18 protein-coding genes, 1 tRNA gene and 1 other RNA gene are annotated in these 18425 nt (G+C 68.5%); 14 read left to right on the top strand and 6 right to left on the bottom strand.

Annotated features, from left to right (window positions below):
• Positions 1 to 38: 38 nt before the first annotated feature.
• Together ACTMMA_RS10940 and ACTMMA_RS10935 are read right to left on the bottom strand one after the other, a co-directional pair.
• Positions 39 to 1337: a D-arabinono-1,4-lactone oxidase gene (locus ACTMMA_RS10940; protein WP_441190157.1), complete on the bottom strand. Its 1299-nt coding sequence runs from the start codon at positions 1335 to 1337 to the stop codon at positions 39 to 41.
• On the bottom strand, positions 1334 to 2647 hold the full coding sequence (locus ACTMMA_RS10935; protein WP_441190156.1) for a type III PLP-dependent enzyme domain-containing protein: 1314 nt from the start codon (positions 2645 to 2647) through the stop codon (positions 1334 to 1336). Before ACTMMA_RS10935 ends, ACTMMA_RS10940 begins: the two co-directional genes overlap by 4 nt.
• Before the next feature lie 156 nt (positions 2648 to 2803).
• Between ACTMMA_RS10935 and ftsE the strand changes: the two genes are divergently transcribed.
• From ftsE to ACTMMA_RS10920, 3 genes are read left to right on the top strand one after another with little or no spacing between them, the layout of a single operon-like run.
• Positions 2804 to 3499 carry a cell division ATP-binding protein FtsE gene (ftsE, locus tag ACTMMA_RS10930; RefSeq protein ID WP_441190155.1) on the top strand — a complete coding sequence of 232 codons (696 nt, stop codon included), beginning with the start codon at positions 2804 to 2806 and terminating at the stop codon, positions 3497 to 3499.
• The gene (gene ftsX / locus ACTMMA_RS10925) at positions 3496 to 4419 is read left to right on the top strand and encodes a permease-like cell division protein FtsX (protein WP_441190154.1); all 924 of its coding nucleotides are present in this window, start codon (positions 3496 to 3498) and stop codon (positions 4417 to 4419) included. Before ftsE ends, ftsX begins: the two co-directional genes overlap by 4 nt.
• An 11-nt stretch (positions 4420 to 4430) precedes the next feature.
• Entirely contained in the window at positions 4431 to 6152 is a 1722-nt protein-coding gene (locus tag ACTMMA_RS10920; protein WP_441190153.1) for a peptidoglycan DD-metalloendopeptidase family protein, read from the top strand.
• A gap of 1 nt (position 6153) precedes the next feature.
• Here ACTMMA_RS10920 and smpB read toward each other — a convergent pair whose 3' ends face one another.
• Complete coding sequence (gene smpB / locus ACTMMA_RS10915; RefSeq protein ID WP_441190152.1) at positions 6154 to 6630, bottom strand: SsrA-binding protein SmpB; 477 nt, start codon at positions 6628 to 6630, stop codon at positions 6154 to 6156.
• Between the two features lie 145 nt (positions 6631 to 6775).
• Between smpB and ACTMMA_RS10910 the strand changes: the two genes are divergently transcribed.
• Positions 6776 to 7195: a CBS domain-containing protein gene (locus ACTMMA_RS10910; protein ID WP_441190151.1), complete on the top strand. Its 420-nt coding sequence runs from the start codon at positions 6776 to 6778 to the stop codon at positions 7193 to 7195.
• 60 nt (positions 7196 to 7255) lie between these two features.
• Positions 7256 to 7330, top strand: a tRNA-Gly gene (locus ACTMMA_RS10905).
• 71 nt (positions 7331 to 7401) lie between these two features.
• Here ACTMMA_RS10905 and ACTMMA_RS10900 read toward each other — a convergent pair.
• Positions 7402 to 7839 carry a hypothetical protein gene (locus tag ACTMMA_RS10900; RefSeq protein ID WP_441190150.1) on the bottom strand — a complete coding sequence of 146 codons (438 nt, stop codon included), beginning with the start codon at positions 7837 to 7839 and terminating at the stop codon, positions 7402 to 7404.
• 127 nt (positions 7840 to 7966) lie between these two features.
• On the opposite strand from ACTMMA_RS10900, the gene ssrA reads away from it, so the two are divergent.
• Positions 7967 to 8333: a transfer-messenger RNA gene (gene ssrA, locus ACTMMA_RS10895) on the top strand.
• Positions 8334 to 8727: 394 nt separating this feature from the next.
• On the opposite strand, the gene ACTMMA_RS10890 is transcribed toward ssrA, so the two are convergent.
• Positions 8728 to 9726, bottom strand: coding sequence for a LacI family DNA-binding transcriptional regulator (locus tag ACTMMA_RS10890; RefSeq protein WP_441190149.1), 999 nt, complete (start codon positions 9724 to 9726; stop codon positions 8728 to 8730).
• Between the two features lie 321 nt (positions 9727 to 10047).
• On the opposite strand from ACTMMA_RS10890, the gene ACTMMA_RS10885 reads away from it, so the two are divergent.
• From ACTMMA_RS10885 to ACTMMA_RS10850, 8 genes are read left to right on the top strand one after another with little or no spacing between them, the layout of a single operon-like run.
• Entirely contained in the window at positions 10048 to 10866 is an 819-nt protein-coding gene (locus ACTMMA_RS10885) for a substrate-binding domain-containing protein (RefSeq protein WP_441190148.1), read from the top strand.
• A 38-nt stretch (positions 10867 to 10904) separates the two neighbouring features.
• Positions 10905 to 11639, top strand: a complete 735-nt coding sequence (locus tag ACTMMA_RS10880; protein WP_022920498.1) for an ATP-binding cassette domain-containing protein — start codon at positions 10905 to 10907, stop codon at positions 11637 to 11639.
• Between the two features lie 7 nt (positions 11640 to 11646).
• Entirely contained in the window at positions 11647 to 12648 is a 1002-nt protein-coding gene (locus tag ACTMMA_RS10875) for an ABC transporter permease (RefSeq protein ID WP_441190147.1), read from the top strand.
• Positions 12645 to 13715, top strand: coding sequence for a phosphotriesterase family protein (locus ACTMMA_RS10870; protein WP_441190146.1), 1071 nt, complete (start codon positions 12645 to 12647; stop codon positions 13713 to 13715). Before ACTMMA_RS10875 ends, ACTMMA_RS10870 begins: the two co-directional genes overlap by 4 nt.
• Before the next feature lie 15 nt (positions 13716 to 13730).
• On the top strand, positions 13731 to 14483 hold the full coding sequence (locus ACTMMA_RS10865) for a glutamine amidotransferase (RefSeq protein WP_441190145.1): 753 nt from the start codon (positions 13731 to 13733) through the stop codon (positions 14481 to 14483).
• Positions 14480 to 15424, top strand: coding sequence for a nucleoside hydrolase (locus tag ACTMMA_RS10860; protein WP_441190144.1), 945 nt, complete (start codon positions 14480 to 14482; stop codon positions 15422 to 15424). The genes ACTMMA_RS10865 and ACTMMA_RS10860 overlap by 4 nt, the downstream gene beginning before the upstream one ends.
• Positions 15421 to 16317, top strand: a complete 897-nt coding sequence (locus ACTMMA_RS10855) for a ribokinase (RefSeq protein ID WP_441190143.1) — start codon at positions 15421 to 15423, stop codon at positions 16315 to 16317. Before ACTMMA_RS10860 ends, ACTMMA_RS10855 begins: the two co-directional genes overlap by 4 nt.
• Positions 16314 to 17555 carry a M20 family metallo-hydrolase gene (locus tag ACTMMA_RS10850; protein ID WP_441190142.1) on the top strand — a complete coding sequence of 414 codons (1242 nt, stop codon included), beginning with the start codon at positions 16314 to 16316 and terminating at the stop codon, positions 17553 to 17555. The genes ACTMMA_RS10855 and ACTMMA_RS10850 overlap by 4 nt, the downstream gene beginning before the upstream one ends.
• Before the next feature lie 477 nt (positions 17556 to 18032).
• On the opposite strand, the gene trxA is transcribed toward ACTMMA_RS10850, so the two are convergent.
• A complete protein-coding gene (gene trxA, locus ACTMMA_RS10845; protein ID WP_441190141.1) occupies positions 18033 to 18413 on the bottom strand; it encodes a thioredoxin in 381 nt (126 codons plus the stop codon).
• Between the last annotated feature and the right edge of the window lie 12 nt (positions 18414 to 18425).

The following is an 18425-nucleotide window of genomic DNA, read 5'->3' as shown; positions in this document are numbered from 1 at the left end:
GCGTGAGGCTGGGCGCAGCCGACGCGCCCGCCCCCGTCTCAGCCGGCGAGGACCCGGGCCAGGTAGTCGTTGCCGAAGACGCGGTCAGGGTCGAGCGTGTCCCGCAGCGCCAGGAAGTCGCGCATCCGGGGATAGGCGGCGGCCAGCGTGGCATGGTCGAGATCGTGCATCTTGCCCCAGTGCGGGCGCCCGTCGTGGGCCAGGGCGATGTCGCGGACGGCCCGGAAGTAGTCGTCGGGGGACTCCTGGACGAACCGGTGCGCCGCGACGTAGCCGCTGCGCCTGCCGTGCGCGGTGGACAGCCACAGGTCGTCGGCGGCTGCGGCGCGGAACTCCAGGGGGAAGCTGACGCGCAGCCCGAGACGGTCGATCATCGCCGCGATCTCGCGCTGGACGGTGGGCAACGCCTCCAGCGGGACCGCCCATTCGGTCTCGTGGAAGCGGACCTTGCGGGAGGTGGTGAAGACGCGGTGGGAGCGGTCGCTGAACTCGCGGTCCCCCACGAGCGAGGTGGCGACCCGGTTGATGGCCGGCACGGTGCGGGGGAGCCGCCGGCCGAGCCGGCAGGTGAGGGAGTAGAGGCCGTTGGCGAGCAGGTCGTCGTCGACGGCGCGCTGACGCCGGGTGAGCGGACGCAGCCTCGCCCCGTGCGGGCGCCGGGTGTTGGTCTTGGTCAGCGCGACGTCCGTGTGCGGGAACCAGTAGAACTCCAGGTGGTCCTCCTGCCCGCAGCGCTCCACGAAGGTCTCCAGCACGTGGGGCAAGGGCTCGGGACGCTCCACGGCCTCCAGATCGAAGGCGTCCACGCACTGCAGGGTGAGCTCGGTGACCACGCCGAGCGCGCCGAGGCCGACGACCGCCCCGGCCAGCTCGGGGTCCTGCTCGTGATAGGTGCGGACGGTCCCGCCCCCGTCGACCAGGCGCAGCCCGACCACCTGGGTCGCGATGCCGCCGAAGGCCAGGCCGGTGCCGTGGGTCCCGGTCGAGACGGCTCCGGAGATGGTCTGCCGGTCGATGTCCCCGAGGTTGGCCATGGCCAGGCCGAAAGGCTCGAGGAGGGAGGGTATGGAGTGCAGCCGGGTCCCGGCGCGCAGCGTCACCTGGCGACGGGTCCGGTCGGCCTCGACCACCCCGGTCAGGCCGTCGAGGTCCACCTGCACGCCGGGGGCGTGGGCGATCGGAGAGAAGGAGTGTCCGGCACCGACCGGCTTGACGCGCACTCCCTCGTCCCGCGCACGCACCACCACGTCGACGACCTCGTCCTCGGTGGCGGGCCGTTGGACCCGGACGGGGCGGGCCGTCACCGATCCGGACCAGTTGCGCCAGTGCTCGTTCACAGGAAGGCCTTTACCTCGCCCCGGTAGGTGGGCACGACGTCCTCGACGACGAACGGGTGGTTCGCGCCGGTGTTGCTGCGGACGACGACGAGCTCGTCGACGTGCTCGCACAGCTCGCCGGCCTTGGCGTGGCGCCACCAGGTGAGGTCGCCCACGGCGAGGTCCCGGGCACCCGGTCCGCGCAGCGGGGTCTGCACCTCGCCGGCGCCCTCGTTGGGGACCAGCGCGACCTCTTCGGGCCAGACCGGGACGGGCACCCGGCTGGCGCCGGCCGGACCGGAGGCGATCCACCCGCCGCCCAGGACGGTGGCGATGTCCGGGGAGGGTCGGCGCACCACGGGCAGCGCGAAGGCCGCGGCCGGGGCGGGGCGGAACGCGCGATAGGCGTCGAAGAGGGTCGGGCCGAACAGGCCGCTGCCTGCCGCGATCTCGGTGACGCTGGGGTCCTGCCTGGTCAGGTGGACCGACCCCGTGCCGCCGCCGTTGACGAACTCCAGCTCGCCCGCCACCTCGGTGATCGCCCCGACCATCGCCGCCCGGCGCTCCAGCACATCGAGCCAGGAGCCCGCCTGGAGGCGACGCACGACCAGGGTGCGGGCCGCCGCGGCAGAGGTGCGGAGCCGACCCAGCGGACCGGCCCCAGACGGGAGGGCGTCACCCACCCCGGCGAGCTGAGCCTCATACCCCATCCCCCCGACCAGCCGGAAGCCAGGACGGGCGAGGATCAGCCGCGCGAGGTCCCGGGCGGCCTCCGCGGTGGCGATCGGTGAGCGGTAGACGCCGACGCGGCCGGTGAGCCGCGAGGCGCGCGGCGGGTCGTAGGCCAGGTCGAGGTCGATGGCGACCCGCACCTCGGGGCGGCGGCCCGGCGCGGCGACCTCGTCGACCAGGTCCAGGTGGTCGACCGAGTCGATCATGAGGGTCACGCGCTCGCAGGCTCGGCCGTCGGCGACGAGTGCTGCCAGGGCCGCGCGGTCGGCCGTCGGGTAGCCCATCACCACGTCCTCGCACCAGGACGACGCCCAGACCGCCTCGGCGAGGGTGTAGGCGAGGATCCCGCGGAACCCGGGCAGGCCCAGGACCGCCTCGATGACGGGCCGGGACCGCACGGACTTGCTCGCGACCCGGATCGGCATGCCCTCGGCGCGGGCGACCAGGTCGGCTGCGTTGAGCTCGAGCGCGTCCGCGTCGAGGGTGGCCACCGGCAGGGCACGCCCCTGGACGGCGGCCGTCAGCGCCGGCCAGTAGGTCTGCGGCACGTCCCAGCGACGGTCGGCGACGGCGGTGGGGGAGACGGGTCGCAGGAGCACGTCTCGACTGTAGTGGCGTGCGGCAGGGGCGGACGGTGGCGGCCTCCCAGGATCCCGTGCCACGGACGGTTCACCCGCCAAATCCTTGGTCTCACCAGTCACATCCGTTACCGTGATTCACGACCGTCCCCCCTGCACCGGAGCCGTCCCCCCTCCATGATCACGCTCGAGAACGTCAGTCTGCGTTACGCCAAGGGTGATCCCTGGGCGCTGCGCGACCTCGACCTGGACGTCACCCGCGGGGAGTTCTGCTTCGTCGTCGGCCAGTCGGGCTCGGGCAAGAGCTCGCTCCTGCGCCTGATCATCCTCGAGCACGAGCCGACGGCCGGTCGGGTCCTCGTCGCGGGCCACGACCTGGGGCAGCTGCCGCACCGGCGGGTCCACATCCTGCGGCGCCAGATCGGCACCGTCTTCCAGGACTTCAGGCTGCTGTCGGGCAAGACGGTCCACCAGAACGTCGCCTACGTGCTCCAGGTGCTGGGCGCCGGGCGGCACGAGATCCGCCAGCGGGTGCCGGAGACCCTCGCCCTCGTGGGCCTCGAGGACAAGGGCAAACGCCTCCCGCACGAGCTCTCCGGCGGAGAGCAGCAGCGGGTCGCCATCGCCCGCGCGATGGTCAACAAGCCGCCGATCCTGCTCGCCGACGAGCCCACCGGCAACCTCGACCCCGACACCAGCTCGGAGATCGTGGCGATCCTGGAGCGGATCAACCGCGCCGGCACGACCGTGCTGATGGCCACGCACGACACGACGATCGTCGACCAGTTCCGCAAGCGGGTCGTCCAGCTGCAGGACGGACAGGTCATCCGCGATCAGGCCGGCGGCGGCTACCGCGAGGTGGTCGCGCAGTGAGGCCCGGCTTCCTGATCGGCGAGGTCGGCAACGGGCTGCGCCGCAACCTGTCGATGTTCGTCTCCGTCGTCCTGGTGACGATGGTCTCGCTCTTCTTCCTCGGCGTCGGTCTGCTGGCCCAGCAGCAGGTCAACACGGCCAAGGGCTACTGGTACGACAAGGTCCAGGTCTCGATCTTCCTGTGCACCCCGGACGCCACCGAGGTGGCCTCGTGCGCCGACGGCGCCGCGACCCAGGAGCAGATCGACCAGATCGGTGCCGACCTCGACGGGCTCGAACCGCTCGTGACCGAGCACTTCTTCGAGACCAACCAGGAGGCCTACGACCGCTTCCGCGAGCAGTTCCGCAACAGCCCCGTGCTGGACTCGATCCCGCAGGAGGCGATCCCCGAGTCCTACCGGGTCAACCTGTCCGACCCGAGCAAGTACGACGTGATCCGCCAGGCCTTCGAAGGAGCTCCGGGCGTGGAGAGCGTCGAGGACCAGCGCGAGGTCGTGGACAAGCTCTTCACCTTTCTGGGCGCGCTGTCGGTCGGGGCGCTCGCGCTGGCCGTGGCGATGGTGGTCTGCGCGGTGCTGCTCATCTCGACCACGATCCGGCTGACGGCCTGGACCCGTCGCCGGGAGACGGCGATCCAGCGAATGGTCGGCGCCTCGGCCTTCTCGATCCACCTGCCCTTCATCATCGAGACCGCGCTCGCGGCCCTGATCGGCGCCGGTCTCGCGATCGGTCTGCTGTGGGCAACGGTCCGCTACGGCATCACAGGATTCCTGTCCGACCTGCTCGCCGGAAGCAGCGGACTCATCAGCCTCGTGAGTGAGCGCGACCTGTGGTTGCTCACCCCCTTCCTAGTCGGCGGGGCGCTCCTGCTGGCCGTCGTCACCGCCTGGATGGCCCTGCACCGCCATGTCAGGGTTTGAGGAGAAGCACCATGTCCCAGCACCAGCAGCCGAACGCACCCCGGCCCGAGCTCGTCCCCACGGTCCGCGCCGCAGGGTCGTTGCGCCGCCGCCTCCGTCCCGCGGTCGGCCTCGCCCTGGCCGGGGCGCTCGTCGCCGGCCCCGCGTTCGCCGGGGAGCTCGAGGACATCCGGGACCGGATCCGCGAGGTCGAGAAGCAGCAGGACAGCACCGAGCAGGCCAAGGACCGCTCGGCCGACCAGGCCGACCAGCTGGGCGAGGACCTGGAGCACACGCACGACCAGCTGGTCGAGGCGGATGCCCGCCTGCGCGAGACGGTCGCCCAGGTCGAGAGCGCCCGGATCGTGCTGTCAGAGGCGGAGGCGGACCTCGCCGACGCCGAGGCCGAGGCCGCCCGGATCGAGAACGAGCTGGCCCTGGCGCGCGCCGACGAGGCCGCCATCGAGGAGAGCCTCAAGGCCAACGAGGCCGACCAGGCCGAGGGGCGGGCGACCGTCGGCGCGATCGCGCGCGACAGCTACAAGCAGGGGGGTATGGGGTCGCTCGCCACCACCCTCGAGCTCCTGTCCGGGGAGGCCGACGCGGTCGACCGGATGGCCATGGCACGCACCGTGCTGCGGGTCCAGGACCAGCAGATCCGGGCGCTGGCCACCGCGGAGGCGGAGGCCGTGGTCGAGCAGGACCGGCTCGCCGGCGTCCGCAACGACATCGCCTACCTGCTGGCCAAGGCCGAGGCCAACGTGATCGCCAAGGACCAGGCCCGGGCGGCCGCCGACGCGGCCAAGACCGAGCTGGAGGCGCTGGAGGCAGAGCAGGCCAGGGCCAAGGCCTCCCTCGAGGAGGAGAAGGCCCGGGTCACCGAGGAGCTGGCCGCCGAGCAGCAGCGGTCCGCCGACCTCGAGGCCGAGCTGGCCGAGCTGGCCAGCGCCCGCCACGGGCTCAAGGTAGAGGAGAAGGCCGAGCTGAAGCGGATCGCCGAGGAGGAGGCCCGCCGCAAGGCCGCCGAGGAGGCCCGGCGCAAGGCAGCTGAAGAAGCTGCCCGCAAGGAGGCCGAGGCGGAGGCCGCCCGCCAGCGCGCTGCCGAGCGAGAGGCCCGCCGCCAGCAGGCGCTGGCCGCCGAGGCGCAGCGGCTCCGTGACGCCGAGAAGCAAGCCGAGGCACAGCGGCGGGCCGACCAGGCCGCCCGGGAGGCCGAGGCCGCGCGTCAGGCCACGGAGGAGGCCGACCGGCGCGAGCGCGAGCTGGCCGCGTCGCGCCAGAGCCGTCCCGCTCCCGCTCCCGCCCCTGCCCCGGCACCCGCGCCGGCACCTGCACCTGCACCGGCACCGGCGCAGCCCTCAGGCTCGCTGTCCTATCCCATCAACGCGCCGACGACCAGCGAGTTCGGGATGCGCCTTCACCCGGTGCTGGGGATCTGGCTGCTGCACTCGGGCCTCGACTTCGGCGCCCCCTGCGGCACGCCCATCCGGGCGGCGGCGGATGGCGTCGTCTACGGCACCCTCTACGACGGCAGCCGCGGCAACTACGTCGTGGTCGACCACGGCGTCATGCGCGGGGTGAACCTCACCACCGCCTACCTGCACCTGGAGAGCTTCGCGGTCTCCTCCGGCCAGTCGGTCTCGCGCGGCCAGATCGTCGGCTACGAGGGCACGACCGGCTCCTCGACCGGCTGCCACCTGCACTTCGAGACCCGGGAGAACGGCACCCCGGTCAACCCGAGGAACTGGCTGTAGGTCAGCCGTGCTTCTTCAGGTGGGCTGACATCGCCCGCTCGGCCTCGCGGCGGTCCTGCCGCTCACGCAGCGTCTGACGCTTGTCGTGGAGCTTCTTGCCCTTGGCCAGGGCGATCTCGACCTTGGCGCGCCCGTCCTTGAAGTAGAGCGACAGCGGCACGATGGTGTGCCCCGCCTGCTCGGCCTTGGCCAGCATCTTGTCGATCTGCTCGCGGTGCAGGAGCAGCTTGCGGCGGCGACGCGCGGCGTGGTTGGTCCAGTTGCCGTTGATGTACTCCGGGATGTGCACGCCCTCGAGCCACAGCTCGCCGTTGTAGGCGGTCGCGTAGCCGTCGATGAGCGAGGCCCGGCCCATCCGCAGCGACTTCACCTCGGTCCCGGTCAGCACGAGACCGGCCTCGACGGTGTCCTCGATGAGGTACTCGTGTCGGGCCTTCTTGTTGCTCGCGATGAGCTTGCGTCCGGTTTCCTTGGGCATGGCCAACCCAGTCTAGGCGAGGGGAGGGTATGCGGTCGCGCGAGTTTCCGGCAGTCCCTCCCTCCCGCGCGGCTCCGGTTGCCGGGAGGTGGGGGAGGGGGGCAGGGTGAGAGAGACCGCATACCCCCTCCCCAAGGAGTTCTTCATGGCTACCGCTCGCGAGATCATGTCCCAGGGTGCCCAGGTCCTGAGCGAGGACCAGTCCCCGGTCGACGCGGCTGCCCTCATGCGTGACCACGGCGTCGGTGCCCTGCCGGTCGTGACCGCCGACGGCTCCCTCGCCGGCATCATCACCGACCGCGACATCGTCGTGAACGCGGTGGCCGACGGCCGCAGCCTGGGCGAGATGCGCGTGGGCGAGCTGGCCCAGGGCATCGTCTCCACCGTCTCCCCGGACGAGGACGTGGACCGGATCGTGGACATCATGGGCGACCAGCAGATCAAGCGCCTGCCCGTCATGGACGGCGACCAGGTCGTCGGGATGATCAGCGAGTCCGACCTCGCCAAGAACGTCTCCGAGGACAAGATCGCCCACTTCGTCAAGATGGTCTACGGCCGCGGCTGACACACCGAGCCATCCCTCGATTTGGCCCGAGGCCTACCCTCCGGTAAATTTAGGGGTTCTGCGGGTGTAGTTCAGTTAGCAGAACAGCCCTCTTCCAGAGGGAAGACGCACGTGCGATACGTGCCGCCCGCTCCAATCGTCACGAAGGCCCGGTCCATCAGGACCGGGCCTTCGTCGTGCCCGGGCGAGCTGGCCCGGTGCCGCGGTCAGGCGCGCTCGAGGCGGGCGCGGACGACCGACGGGCGGGCGAACAGCCAGATGCCGACGAGGCTGAACATCGCGGGGAGCAGGTAGGTCAGCAGGCTCATCGGATCGCCCAGGATGGTCAGGGCCAGCCCGAGGATGGCCGGCGCCTCCAGGACCGTGACCCTCAGGATGCAGGTGGTCAGCACGCGTGCCCGGACGGGCTGGCCAGGGATCGCCCGTGGCACGGGCATGAGCACGACGATGGCCAGCGCGGCCGCGCAGGCGAGACCGAGGACGAGCAGGACCCAGGTGGGCGGCGCCACCAGCTCTGCACCGAGGACGGCCAGGACGACGCCGATCAGGACGAGTGCGCCGGCCATCGAGGCGATCATGATCGCCAGCGGCTCGGGTCCGGCGGAGGTCGGGCCCGAGGGGCCGGTCTGCGGGTGGGCGCTCATGATCCCCGACCCTAACGGGGAGGGGATGGAATGCCGTGGACCAGGACCGCGTTGACCGACTAGACTGGACAGTCCGCCGCGAGCTGCGGCACGAAGTTCGACAACTGCACAGCGTGAGGCACCCCATGGGGGTGATCGGTTTCGACGTTGCACGGCACTTCAGGGGAAGCGGGTCGAGGATGCAAGGTCATCTCGTCAACGCTCCTTGCGAAACCAATAGCTGCCAACTCCAAGCGCAGCGACTTCGCCCTCGCCGCCTGAGCGAGCCCGAAGTCTGTCAGCCTGAGCTAGTTTCCGACTCAGTGCCTGGCATCAGCTAGGAAACTTGCTGCACGGTCATGTCGGGGGATCGTGCGGGACTCCAACTCGACTGGGCCTGTCAGGGAACGTGTGCGCGCGAGCCCTGGGGCCGAGAAAATCCTTGGCGCACTGCACCCGGAGAAGCCCTGATTTCCCGGTAACGGACGCGGGTTCAATTCCCGCCACCTCCACTCTCGTGTCTCACGCTGTGCAGTGCCTCCTTAGTAGAGCCGAGATCCGCACAACGGTGCGGATATCGCCAGGCGTGGAGGCCGGGTGGCTGCCGCGGACTCGGTCAGGATTCCCGGTTCCAGCCAACGATCTGGCACACAGTTGTCACAGGATCTGGCGCTCTGGGCGGTGGGTAACTCGCGCATCAAAGAACCCGGCGGTTGGGCTGGTGATACGGCCGGTGTGGCTCGCACCAACAGGCAGGTGCTCGTAACTGCGGTTTGCGAAGCGGGGGCCGGGCCGATACTGCTGGCGGGGGAGTCGCGCAACCTCACGGCGGGCCGGCGCTGTGCCTGGCTGCAGGTTAGTCCGGCCTGCGCCAGAGATCTCAGACCGATGCGATGCGCTGTCGCGGATTCAACTGCCAAGGACCAGCGTCGGTTCAAAATGCAGCACTTGTTTGCCATGGGGCGATGTCCCTCGATCGAGATCGTCGGAGTTCCCACGGACTAGTTCAAGGATCGACTCGCACATGTCGTCGACGGGTTGGCGCACGGTGGTGAGCGGGGGATGGGCGAAGGCGGCCGGCCCGATGCCGTCGAAGCCGATCACGCGGAAGTCCTCAGGGACGCGGATGCCGTGGCTGCGCAGTCCCGAGATCAGGCCTAGAGCGATGATGTCTGCCGCAGCTACGAGAGTTGCGTTGCGCGTCCCCTCGTCGATGAGTTGCTCCGCTGCCGCGATTCCCCAGGCCAGCGTGAAGGTCCCGAGCATGGTACGGGCGCGGGGGAAGTGCTGCTCAAAGCCCTGCAGACGCTCTCTCGCCGACGATGACTTAGCGCCAGCTCCAACGAAGATGACTTCCTCGGCTGGTGGGTTGGCCTTGTGGATGTGCTCGGCGATGAGGTCCATGCCGTACCGGTTGTCGCAACCGACAAACGTCGCCGGGGCTCCTTCGACCCTGCGGTCGAACTGAATCGTCAGAGCTGTCGCAGATGCAAACTGGACGGTCTCCGCGCTTTCCACCTCGTCACACGCGATGATCACGACGGCGTGGACCTGGCGCCCGAGAAAGGCGCGCACGCCCTCCGCCTCGGCCTCAACCGACCCTCCAGCGCTGGAGACCAGTAGCTCGAAGCCTGCGGCTCGCATCGTACGGCTCATGTGTTCGGTGAGGGATGCGAAGAACGGGTTCTCCAGGTCGGGCACGCTGAGACCCACTACGGGGTGGCGCTGCTGGCGCAGCGCCCGCCCCAGAAGGTTCACCTGGTAGTTGAGCTCCGCGGCGCTGGCCATGACACGGGATCGCAACTCCTCGGACATCGGGCGAGTTCCGCTGAGAGCCCTGGACGCCGTCGCTAGAGAGACCCCCGCGTGGGCGGCGACGTCCCTGATCGTGACCCGCTTGCCAGGCATTCGCCCCTCCTTGCCTCGTTCTGTCGTCACCCCTGCGCCTCTGTGTCTCGTGACCGAATCGTGACCGAATCCAGCGAGGCGACCTCTTGCCAAGGGGGGTGGTGGACAGGCTAACGTGTCCACCACCCGCTCGGTAAACGTTTTCCGAGGATCCCGCATGGAGGCATCATGACAACGACCAGTCCCCGTCTCACCGCCCTCGCCGCCGCAGCAATGGCTACGACGCTCCTGGCTGCATGTAGCACCGGGAACGAGGAGCCGACCACCCCCGACGCCGCCGCAGGGAGTGACAACGGCTCGTCCGATTCCTGCACGATCGGCATGACGCAGATCAACCAGACCGCGATCTTCTTCACCCAGATGAACGAGGGTGCCCAGGAGGCCGCTGACGAGCTCGGCTGTGAGCTGACGATTGCCAACGCCAACAACGACTCGGCACGGCAGAGCAGCGACATCGAGAACTTCGTCAGCCAGGGGGTCGACGGGATCATCGTCGTCGCGATTGACGTCAACGGCGTCAAGCCCGCGGTTGACGCCGCCCGCGACCAGGACATCCCGGTCGTCGCCATCGACGCACAGCTGGACAACGTGGACACGTTCGTGGGTGTCGACAACGAGGCTGCAGGCAAGGAGGCGGCCGAGTGGTTGATTGAGAACGGCATGGCCGAGGGCAAGAGCTACGGCGTGGTTGATGCCAAGAACTCCTTCATCCAGAACCAGCGCGAGGACAGCTTCCGCGAGGTGATCGACGCGGCCGGTGCCGAGTACACCCAGAGCGTCAACGGCGACAACGTGCAGGAGAAGGCTGCGACCGCGGCCCAGAACCTGGTCACCGCCCAGCCTGACCTGGATTTCGTCTACACCACGGGTGAGCCGGCCACGGTCGGTGCCGTCTCGGCGCTGAGCACCGACAGCGACACGGTGATCGTCGGCTGGGACCTGACCAAGGAGGTCATTGCTGGTATCGACAGCGGACTGGTTCATGCCGTCATCCAGCAGAACCCCCGTCAGGAGGGTGTGGAGGCGGTCACCGAGCTCGAGGCGATTCTCGACGGAGCCGAGCCCAAGGGGTTCATCGATGTCCCGATCGACATCGTGACCCAGGAGAACGTCGAGGAGTACCGGTCGATCTTCAACTGATCCCCGTCCCGATGCCTAACGACCCGGAGGTTGAACCCATGACACCCACTGCTCGTGTAGAGATGGTGGACATCCGCAAGAAGTTCGGTGCCCTGTCGGTGCTCAGGGGCGTCAACCTCCGGGTCGCCCCCGGTGAGGTCATCGGCCTCGTCGGTGACAACGGCGCCGGCAAGTCCACCCTGATGAAGATGCTGGCTGGGGCTGTCACGCCCGACTCCGGCCGCATTCTCGTCGACGGTGAGGAGATGACCGGTTCGGGGCCGCGGGCGGCCCGCTCCGCGGGCATCGAGATGGTGTACCAGGACCTGGCCCTGTGCAACGACCTCGACGTCGCGGCCAACCTGTTCCTGGGCCGCGAGATCTACCAGCCGTGGAGCCGACGTCTGGACCACGGCCGCATGCACGCGGAAGCTGCTGAGGATCTCAAGAAGCTGCACATCCGGATCTCGGACACCTCTCAGGAGGTCGGGAACATGTCCGGAGGGCAGCGGCAAGCGATCGCCATCGCCCGGGCGGTCACCTTCGACCCCAAGGTCCTGGTGCTCGACGAGCCGACCGCTGCACTGGCGGCCAAGGAGGTCGAGATGGTGCTGCAGCTGATCCGCGACGTCTCAGCGCGCGGCGTCAGCGTCGTGCTGATCACTCACCGCCTGCAGGACCTCTTCGAAGTGTGCGACCGCTTCGTGGTCCTGTACGAGGGCGTGCTGCACCGCGAGCTCGACCCCGCCGAGACCGATCTGACCGAACTGGTCACCGCCATGATGGGAAAGTGAGCGCCTCGTGACGACCACCACCAGCACCGTGCCCACCCCAGGAAAGCGCGAGCGACACCTCTTGACCTTTGTCAGCCGCCACTTTGGCGTCCTGTCCATCACTGTCGTCTTCGTCCTGCTCTTCCTCTTCTTCTCCGTCCGTGCGGACGCCTTCCTCACCGCCGACAACCTCGTCAACGTCCTGCGCCAGATCGCGCCCACGGTGATCGTGGCGATGGCGATGACCTTCGTCATCACCACCGGCCAGATCGATCTGTCGGTGGGCTCCGTGCTCGGCCTGTCCGCCGCGTTGCTCGGAATGTGGGCAGCCACCGGCAACCCGGTGGTCGCCCTCCTGGGCACGCTCGTGCTCGGACTGGTCGTGGGGATGGTCAACGGCGCGCTCGCGGCCTACGGCCGTATGCAGTCCTTCATCGTCACCCTTGCCGCGCTGACGGCCTTCCGCGGTTTGGCACTGTTCGTCACCGAGGGATACAGCACGCCAATCGCGTCGACCTTCCTCCTGCCGATCGGGCAGGGGAAGCTGCTGGGGCTCTACACCCCGACCTGGATCGCCATTGCAGCAGTCGTCCTTGCTTGGTACGTCTTCAACCACACCCGCTTCGGTCGATACGTCATCGCGGTCGGATCCAACGCCGAGTCCCTTCGCCGTGCCGGTGTTGACATCCGCAAGATCCAAATGGGGGTTCTGGCGCTCACCGGGTTCGCCGCGGCACTCGCCGGCGTCATCACCGCTGCCCGCCTGGCCAGTGGATCACCGAACTCGGGCACCATGTTCGAGCTCGAGGTCATCACGGCGGTCGTGCTCGGTGGCACCAGTCTGATGGGAGGCCGAGGCTCGGTCATCGGCTCGGCCATCGGAGCCCTGACCCTGGGCATCATCAGCAACGGTTTGGTCCTGCTGCGCGTCGACGTGTATTGGGTGCCCATCGTCCAAGGGCTCATCCTGGTCCTGGCCATCTTGATGAACACCAAGCTCTTTGGGCGGTTCTCCGGGACACGGAAGTGACCACAGCGGACCTCGCCTCCGCGCAGCCAGAGGCCCAGGTCGTCACCGTCCGGGGGCCGATCCCGGTCCAGGACATGGGCGTCACCCTCACGCACGAGCACGTCCTCAACGACGTCACGTCCTGGGCGCACACCACCAGCGCGCGCGGCTGGGACCCTCAGGCGTACGCCAAGCACCCCGTGTCCGAAGACATCCTGTGGGACCTCAGGCACGACCCTTTCGGCAACCTGGACAACTGTCGCCTGGACGACATCGGCCTGGCGGTCGCCGAGGTCGAGCGATACCGCAGCCTGGGCGGGCGCACCATCATCGACACGACCAGCATGAACTCCGGGCGCCGTCTGCGCGACCTGCGCACGGTGAGCGAGCGCAGCGGCGTGCACATCGTGGCCGGCACCGGCTACTACCTCGCGCCGAGTCATCCGCCGCAGATGCGGCACCTTGACGCGCACGCCATCGCCGAACAGATCCTGGAGGACCTTCAAGAAGGTCACGGTGGCGCCCGGCCCGGCATCATCGGCGAGATCGGCGTCGGCGCCGAGTTCCCCGAACCTGAGCGACGCAGCCTTGCCGGGGCCTTCCTCGCCCAGCGAGAGGTCGGTCTACCGGTGCAGGTGCACCTGCCGGCCTGGTTCAAGCGAGGTCACGAGGTGCTCGACGTCGCCGAGGCGCACGGCGTGCCCCCCGAGCGGGTTGTGCTGTGTCACATGGGTCCTTCAGGCGCCGACTTGGCCTACCAGGAGGAGCTGCTACGCCGTGGCGCGTGGGTCCAGTACGACATGATCGGCATGGAGGTCTTCTACGCCGACCAAGGCGTGCAATGTCCTTCAGACGAGGAGAACGCCGCCTGGCTGACCCGCCTGGTCGAGCGCGGGTGGACCGACCAGCTGCTCATCTCCCAGGACATCTTCCTCAAGTCGCTTCTGCGCGCCCATGGCGGTCCCGGTTACGGCCACATCCTCCAGTACTTCGTTCCGCGCCTGCACCGACACGGACTGACCCCTCAGGTCACCGACCGGTTGCTCGTCCATAACCCCCAAGCCCTGTTCATGGGCAGATCCACCTAAGACAAAGGAGAACTCATGCCGCGCGTGCTCTTGGCTGGCGAAAGCTGGGTCGTCCACGAGACCCACCAAAAGGGTTTCGACATCTTCACCAGCACCACGTTCGACACCGGCGCTGACGCCTTCATCAAGGCGGCCGCTTCCCAGGGGATCGAGGTCGAGCAGATGTACGGCCACGACGTGCCAGCCAGATTCCCCCGCACCGTGGAGGCCTTGTCCGCCTACGACGTGGTGATCATCTCCGACATCGGGTACAACTCGTTCGTCCTGACCCCCGAGACGTGGGGCAAGGGCGAACGCAGCGCCAACTCCCTCAAGGCCCTGGTCGAATGGACCAACGCCGGGGGCGGGCTCATGATGGCCGGCGGCTACCTCAGCTTCCAGGGCATCAACGCGGTGGCCAACTTCGCCCGCAGCCCGCTCGCGGACGTGCTGCCGGTCACGATGTTGACCTGCGATGACCGCATCGAGGCGCCCGAGGGGGCCGAGGTCTCGGTCGCGCAGACCGACCATCCGCTTACCGGTCTGGTGCACGGGGCGCCGCATCTGCTCGGCTACAACGAGGTCCACGCCAAGGAGGGTGCCGACGTCATCGCCACGGTGGGGCAGGACGTCCTCCTGGCCACCCAGAGCGTCGGGCGGGGACGCAGCCTCGCGTGGTCCACCGACATCGGCCCGCACTGGTGCCCCCAGCCGTTCCTGGACTGGGACGGCTTCGCCCCCCTCGTGGGTGGAATGCTGCGCTGGCTCGCCGGTGAGGAGATCCGATGACGCGCCCCCTGATCATCGACTGCGACCCCGGGCACGACGACGCCCTCGCCCTGCTCCTAGCCGTGGCTTCCCCGACGCTTGACTTGAAGGCGGTGACCACCTGCTTCGGCAACTGCTCGGTCGAGGACGCCACTCGTAACGCCCTGCGAATCTTGACGCTGGCCGGCGCGACGCACATGCCCGTCGCGAAGGGTGCTTCCGGGCCGTTGACCGGCGAGCTGGCCCTCGGCAACTACGTCCACGGTGTCTCCGGTCTGGACGGGCCGGACCTGCCGGAGCCGGGTATGGAGGTGGTCGCCCAGGACGCGGTCGAACTGCTCGCCGATGTCCTGCGTGACTCGGAGGAGAAGGTCACGCTGGCAGTCACCGGGCCGATGACCAACATGGCCCGCCTGCTCCAGCAGCATCCCGAGCTCACCCCGCGCATTGACGAGATCATTTTCATGGGCGGTTCCACCGAACGCGGGAACCACACTCCGACGGCGGAGTTCAACACCTACGCCGACCCCGAGGCCCTCGACGTCGTGCTCCGGACCGGCGTGCCGGTCCGCATGATCGGCCTGAACCTGACGCACCAGGCACTGGCCACCCCGGAGGTCGTCCAGCGCATGTCTGACATGCAACACAGCGTCGGTCAGATCTGCGCTGGCTGGATGGGCTTCTTCGGCGATTCCTACCGCAAGGTCTGGGAGTTCGACGCGCCGCCGGTTCACGACCCGTGCACGATCGTGGCCCTCATCGACCCCGGGGTTGTGACCTGGCGCGAGGCGTTCCTCGCTGTCGAGCTTGAGGGCCGATGGACCCGCGGCACCACCGTGGTGGATCTGCACGAGCGTTACCCCGACCAGGCCCCCAACGCCCAGGTCGCCACGGTCCTTGATCGAGACGGCTACTGGCGCATCGTGCTTGAGGCCCTCGACAAGCTCGGGGCTGCCGCGTGACTCAGCGGGCTGATGTCATTGTCGTTGGGTCGGCGAACCTCGACACCACGCTTCGGGTGCGTCGTGTGCCTTCGCCGGGGGAGACGATGCTCGCCAGCGGCAGCAGCGTCACCCCCGGTGGGAAGGGAGCGAATCAGGCGGTAGCCGCCGCGGCCGACGGAGGGAAGGTGCACTTCATCGGTGCCCTGGGCCGGGACTCGGCCGGCGAGACGATGCGGGAGAGCCTACGTAGCCACGGGGTCGACATCTCCGGGACGCACCTGACCCAGGCCCCGACGGGGACGGCCACCGTGATCGTCGACGACTCCGGAGAGAACCTGATCGTGGTCAACCCGGGCGCCAACGCGCTGCTCTCCACCGAGCACGTCGACGAGGTCCTGGCCGAGATCGAGGCACCTGTGGTGCTGTGCCAGCTCGAGGTGCCGCTTGAGACGGTTCGGGCCGCTGCCGAGCAGAACCCACGGCGCACTTTTGTGCTCAATCCGGCGCCCATGATGTCGGCAGATCGACTCGCCTCCGTCCTGCCGCTGACCGACATTCTGGTGCCCAACCAGTCCGAGCTAGCGCAGCTCACCGGCCGAGAGGTGCCCACGACCCTCGATGAGGTAACGGACTGCGTCAGCGGGCTAGAGTACCGCGGCGCCGTCGTCGTAACGCTCGGCGCCCTGGGCGCGGCCGTGTTCCAGACCGTTGACGGAGCAGCTACGCACGTCCCTGCCCCGACCGTGAATACCGTCGACACCAGCGGAGCTGGCGACGTGTTCTGCGGCGTACTGGCTTACGGACTCAGCCAAGGCAGCGACCTCGTGACCGCGACCCGTCGGGCCGTCGCGCTCGCGGCAGAGAGCACCACCTTCCACGGTGCCCAGATGTCGAGCCGGAACCCGGTATGAGCGCCCTCAACAGCGCGGACACTCAATGGGTCAGCGACGGCATCGCCCACCTGTCAACGCTCGTGGACAGCGATCTGCCCGGCTGGTCCCGCACCGGCTTCAGCGAGCAGGACGCGGCTGCGCGCGACTGGATCCACGGACAGATGCGGGCTCTAGGACTCTCGGTCTCCACCGACCCAGTCGGCAACGTGATTGGTCGCCTAGAGGGTCAAGACCCGAATGCGCCGGACATCGTGATCGGCAGCCACAGCGACACAGTGCCTGGCGGTGGCCGTTTCGACGGCATCGTCGGGGTGGTGGGTGCACTCGAGGTGATCCGCGTACTGCAGCGCTCAGACGTCCGGCTGCGGCACGGATTGAGAGTTGTCGACTTCTCCAACGAAGAAGGCAATCCCCAAGGGGTCAAGCTGGTGGGATCGCGAGCCGTCGCAGGGACGCTTGGAGCAGAGGCGCTGGGCGCCACGGACGACGAGGGCCGGACGTTGGCCGAGCTCATGGCCGCCGGTGGACGCTCACCGGATCGTGTCGCATCCGCCCGCTGGGACCGTCGAGACGTCGCCGCTTACCTCGAGCTCCACATCGAGCAAGGCCCCCACCTCGAGGAAGCGGGAGCGAGTGTCGGTGTCGTCACTCGCGTGTGCGGCATCAGCACCTTCGCGCTCGAAGTGCAGGGACGCCGCGACCACGCAGGCACGACACCCATGACGACACGAGCAGATGCGCTCTGTTGCGCCGCTGACGCTGTCCTGGCGGTGCAACGCATAGCGGCCAGCGGCACCGACACCGTCGGCACGGTCGGTGCAGTCACCACAACCAGTCCGTTGACCAACACCATCTCCGAAGATGCTCGAGTCACAGGAGAGTTCAGAAGTCCCGACGAGAGGCAGCTCTACGAGCTGCAGCGAGCGTTCGCCCAGACAGTGCCCGAACTGGACGCACGACACCGCACCCTTTCCGAGTTGATGTGGAAGACGGATGCTCCCGCGGTGATGGATGAGGCCCTCTCGAACCTCGCCATCGCCGCAGCAGCAAACGTTGGGCACGAGGCACTCCGCGTGTATTCAGGTGCTACGCACGACAGCGTCGAGATGTCTGCGATGATGCCAAGCGCGATGATCTTCGTGCCCTCACGAGCAGGACGAAGCCATTGCCCCGAGGAGTGGACCGACCTGGTGGACATCGGGCACGGCGTTGACGTCCTCGCCGAAGCTGTACGTCTGCGCGACCAAGCACTCTGAACCCACGGGGGAGTGGTATGCCCGCCGTCGTCGTTCGGGCCGCGTACGGAGCAGGCTCTGTGAGCTGGCAGAACTGCACGGCGACGTGCCGCTCTTACAGCTTCGCAGGCTCTGCTGGACTGCTGCACTGCGATGTGGCACACGTGTAACCCGACGTCGTCGGCGGTGCTGGAGGTGTCTGCATAGCCGTCGCTGGTAGGGCAGTGGCAGTCGAGCCTCGGCTGCAGCGGCGTCGGGGCAAAAGTGAGCAGAAGCACCCTTCAGACCTGTCTCAGAACTGGCACACGCTGCTTGAGGCCCATATCTCCGCAGGTCAGAGCGATACAGGCACGTTTCCCGCCACCTCCACTCTCGTGTCTCACGCTGTGCGGGTCGTCGCGCGTCAGCCAGAAGGCCCTCACCCGGATCGGGTGAGGGCCTTCCGCATACCCTCCCCTCCTCGTCCGGCAGGAGGTGGAGGGGAGGTATGCCGTGTGCTCAGGCCTGGGTGCCGGCGTCGCCGGACTGCGCGGCCATCTTGGCGCGGACCTCGTCCATGTCGAGGGCCTTGACCTGCTCGATGACCGAGTCGAGGTCGCGGCCCGGCAGCGCGCCGGACTGGCGGAAGACGAGGACGCCCTCCTTGAAGGCCATGATCGTGGGGATCGAGGTGATGCCCGCGCCGGCGGCCAGGGCCTGCTGGTCCTCGGTGTCGACCTTGCCGAAGACGACGTCCCCGTGCTGGTCGGCGGCCTTGTCGTAGATGGGGGCGAACATCTTGCAGGGTCCGCACCACTCGGCCCACCAGTCCACCAGGACGATGTCGTTGCCGGTGACGGTCTGCTCGAACGTCTCTGCGGTCAGGTTCACAGTGGTCATGCCAGGCTCAAC

Origin of the sequence: Ornithinimicrobium panacihumi, assembly GCF_052073805.1 — a bacterium.
Taxonomy (GTDB): domain Bacteria; phylum Actinomycetota; class Actinomycetes; order Actinomycetales; family Dermatophilaceae; genus Ornithinicoccus; species Ornithinicoccus panacihumi.
Note: the sequence above shows the minus strand (reverse complement) of the source record. Positions and strands in the feature narration are given on the sequence as shown.

What these genes read in the sequence shown, in the direction of transcription:
- ftsE (WP_441190155.1), top strand. Translation starts at nt 2,804, where the DNA reads ATGATCACGCTCGAGAACGTCAGTCTGCGTTACGCCAAGGGTGATCCC.
- ACTMMA_RS10920 (WP_441190153.1), top strand. Translation starts at nt 4,431, where the DNA reads ATGTCCCAGCACCAGCAGCCGAACGCACCCCGGCCCGAGCTCGTCCCC.
- smpB (WP_441190152.1), bottom strand. Translation starts at nt 6,630, where the DNA reads ATGCCCAAGGAAACCGGACGCAAGCTCATCGCGAGCAACAAGAAGGCC.
- ACTMMA_RS10910 (WP_441190151.1), top strand. Translation starts at nt 6,776, where the DNA reads ATGGCTACCGCTCGCGAGATCATGTCCCAGGGTGCCCAGGTCCTGAGC.
- ACTMMA_RS10900 (WP_441190150.1), bottom strand. Translation starts at nt 7,839, where the DNA reads ATGAGCGCCCACCCGCAGACCGGCCCCTCGGGCCCGACCTCCGCCGGA.
- ACTMMA_RS10890 (WP_441190149.1), bottom strand. Translation starts at nt 9,726, where the DNA reads ATGCCTGGCAAGCGGGTCACGATCAGGGACGTCGCCGCCCACGCGGGG.
- ACTMMA_RS10885 (WP_441190148.1), top strand. Translation starts at nt 10,048, where the DNA reads ATGACGCAGATCAACCAGACCGCGATCTTCTTCACCCAGATGAACGAG.
- ACTMMA_RS10880 (WP_022920498.1), top strand. Translation starts at nt 10,905, where the DNA reads ATGACACCCACTGCTCGTGTAGAGATGGTGGACATCCGCAAGAAGTTC.
- ACTMMA_RS10865 (WP_441190145.1), top strand. Translation starts at nt 13,731, where the DNA reads ATGCCGCGCGTGCTCTTGGCTGGCGAAAGCTGGGTCGTCCACGAGACC.
- ACTMMA_RS10860 (WP_441190144.1), top strand. Translation starts at nt 14,480, where the DNA reads ATGACGCGCCCCCTGATCATCGACTGCGACCCCGGGCACGACGACGCC.
- ACTMMA_RS10850 (WP_441190142.1), top strand. Translation starts at nt 16,314, where the DNA reads ATGAGCGCCCTCAACAGCGCGGACACTCAATGGGTCAGCGACGGCATC.
- trxA (WP_441190141.1), bottom strand. Translation starts at nt 18,413, where the DNA reads ATGACCACTGTGAACCTGACCGCAGAGACGTTCGAGCAGACCGTCACC.